The following is a 2,867-nucleotide window of genomic DNA, read 5'->3' as shown; positions in this document are numbered from 1 at the left end:
GCGCCTTCGGGCTGCCGAGGCCGCCACGGCTGGTCGGGCCTGCCCTCGGGCGGCGGAGCGAAAGGATTGTCGTCGGCGGACCCGGAGGACCCACCGGACCCCGCCGAGCCCGAGCCGGACCCCGAGGCCGGACCCGGGCCCGAGGCCGGGTCGGAGTCCGGCGAATCCGAGGCGCCGGAGGAGCCCGTGGTCCCCGACGGACCGGTGGAAGAGGACTGGCGTTCCCGCGGCAGCAGCACCGGCCCAGCGGGCGGCGGGAGGTGGAGTGCCGTGCGGCGGCGTCGGTCCTGCATCTGGTGAACGTCTTCCCCTCAGACCCAGCGCGCGGGGGTCTTGTCTTGTATGGCCCGTCCCGGAGACGGAAACCCTGTCCCCAGACGCTACCTCTCGGCCACGCCCCCGTCCCGTGGGGGCCGCTCGGTGTGCCGGTATCGTTGCTGACGGTCGGCTCTTTCGTAGAGTTCCCCGTATGGGGGAATGTGATTCGTTCGTAGGACCACACAAAGCCCTACGCCCCCATCACATCGCCGGCCACACAGCCGACCCATGACGCCGCACGACCCAGCGAGGCTGTGCTCGCTCCCAGAAAGGCGCCCGCCGTGGCCTCCCCGCCTCCCGCCTCCACGCCCGTACCGTCCGTCGCCTTCCCGCCCGCCACGGCCGGTCCGGCCCGTGTGGTGGTGCTGGTCTCCGGTTCCGGCACGAATCTCCAGGCCCTGCTCGATGCCATCGGCGAGGATCCGGCGGCCTTCGGGGCACGGATCGTCGCGGTCGGCGCGGACCGGAGCTCCATCGAGGGCCTGGCGCGGGCCGAGCGCGCCGGGCTGCCGACCTTCGTCCGCAGAGTCAAGGACTACGGCACACGTGACGAGTGGGACCTGGCACTGGCCGAGGCGACCGCGGCGTACGCACCGGATCTGGTGGTCTCGGCCGGCTTCATGAAGATCGTGGGCAAGGAGTTCCTCGCGCGCTTCGGCGGGCGGTGCGTCAACACGCATCCCGCCCTGCTGCCCAGTTTTCCCGGTGCCCATGGCGTACGTGACGCGCTCGCGTACGGCGCGAAGGTCACCGGCTGCACCGTCCACTTCGTCGACGACGGCGTCGACACCGGCCCGATCATCGCGCAGGGCGTGGTCGAGGTACGGGACGAGGACGAGGAAGACGCTCTCCATGAGCGCATCAAGGAAGTCGAGCGACGCCTGCTCGTCGAGGTCGTGGGGCGTCTGGCCCGGCACGGCTATCGCATTGAGGGACGAAAGGTAACGATCCAGTGACCGCCGAAGGTACGAACCGCCCCATCCGTAGGGCGCTGGTCAGCGTCTACGACAAGACGGGCCTGGAGGAGCTGGCCCGCGGGCTGCACGAGGCGGGCGTCACCCTGGTCTCGACGGGCTCCACCGCCTCGAAGATCGCCGCGGCCGGAGTACCGGTCACCAAGGTCGAGGAGCTGACCGGCTTCCCGGAGTGTCTGGACGGCCGCGTCAAGACGCTGCATCCGCGCGTCCACGCCGGGATCCTCGCCGACCTCCGGCTCGACTCGCACCGTGAGCAGCTCGCCGAGCTGGACATCGAACCGTTCGATCTGGTCGTCGTGAACCTCTATCCGTTCCGTGAGACGGTCGCGTCCGGCGCAGGCGCCGACGAGTGTGTCGAGCAGATCGACATCGGCGGGCCCTCAATGGTCCGCGCCGCCGCCAAGAACCATCCGTCGGTCGCGGTCGTCACCAGCCCGGAGCGCTACCCGGACGTCCTCGGGGCCGTACGGAGCGGCGGATTCGATCTGACGACGCGCAAGCGGCTGGCGGCGGAGGCGTTCCAGCACACCGCCGCGTACGACGTGGCCGTGGCCTCCTGGTTCGCGGACGACTACGCCGCCGCCGACGACTCGGGTTTCCCGGACTTCCTGGGCGCCACGTACACCCGTAAGAACGTGCTGCGTTACGGCGAGAATCCGCACCAGCCCGCCGCGCTCTACACCAGCGGCGAGGGCGGTCTCGCCGAGGCCGAGCAGCTGCACGGCAAGGAGATGTCGTACAACAACTACACGGACACGGACGCCGCGCGCCGGGCCGCGTACGACCACGCCGAGCCCTGTGTCGCGATCATCAAGCACGCCAATCCGTGCGGGATCGCGGTCGGCGCCGATGTGGCCGAGGCGCACCGCAAGGCGCATGAATGCGACCCGCTGTCCGCGTTCGGCGGTGTGATCGCCGTCAACCGTCCGGTCTCCGTCGCGATGGCCGAGCAGGTCGCCGAGATCTTCACCGAGGTGATCGTCGCGCCCGATTACGAGGACGGCGCGGTCGAGGTGCTCGCCCGCAAGAAGAACATCCGGGTGCTGCGCTGTCCCGAGCCGCCGGCCGCGACGGTCGAGGTCAAGCCGGTCGACGGCGGTGCGCTGCTCCAGGTCACCGACCGGCTCCAGGCCGACGGCGACGATCCGGCGAACTGGACGCTCGCGAGCGGCGAGGCGCTGTCCGAGGCTGAGCTGACGGAGCTGGCCTTCGCGTGGCGTGCGTGCCGCGCGGTCAAGTCCAACGCGATCCTGCTCGCCAAGGGCGGCGCGTCGGTGGGCGTCGGCATGGGCCAGGTCAACCGCGTCGACTCCGCGAAGCTCGCGGTGGAGCGCGCGGGCGAGGAGCGCGCGCAGGGCGCGTACGCGGCGTCCGACGCGTTCTTCCCGTTCCCCGACGGGCTGGAGATCCTGCTGGCCGCGGGCGTCAAGGCGGTGGTCCAGCCGGGCGGTTCGGTCCGTGACGAGCAGGTCGTCGAGGCGGCGCGGAAGGCCGGCGCGACGATGTACTTCACCGGGACGCGCCACTTCTTCCACTGAGTTCCGGGTTCCGGCTTCCGGTGAGTCCGGCTGC

At 70.9% G+C, this 2,867-nt stretch carries 2 protein-coding genes; both read left to right on the top strand.

Features of this window, described 5'->3' with window-relative positions; all coding sequences use genetic code 11:
• Nucleotides 1-674: 674 nt before the first annotated feature.
• Nucleotides 675-1,274 (top strand): phosphoribosylglycinamide formyltransferase, encoded by a 600-nt coding sequence (gene purN / locus GA0115259_RS37265; RefSeq protein ID WP_256098313.1) that lies wholly within the window; start codon nucleotides 675-677, stop codon nucleotides 1,272-1,274.
• Nucleotides 1,271-2,833: a bifunctional phosphoribosylaminoimidazolecarboxamide formyltransferase/IMP cyclohydrolase gene (purH, locus tag GA0115259_RS37260; RefSeq protein WP_093604970.1), complete on the top strand. Its 1,563-nt coding sequence runs from the start codon at nucleotides 1,271-1,273 to the stop codon at nucleotides 2,831-2,833. The genes purN and purH overlap by 4 nt, the downstream gene beginning before the upstream one ends.
• Nucleotides 2,834-2,867 lie beyond the last annotated feature (34 nt).

The sequence above is a fragment of the Streptomyces sp. MnatMP-M17 genome (genome assembly GCF_900091995.1).
Taxonomy (GTDB): Bacteria; Actinomycetota; Actinomycetes; order Streptomycetales; family Streptomycetaceae; genus Streptomyces.
Note: the sequence above shows the minus strand (reverse complement) of the source record. Positions and strands in the feature narration are given on the sequence as shown.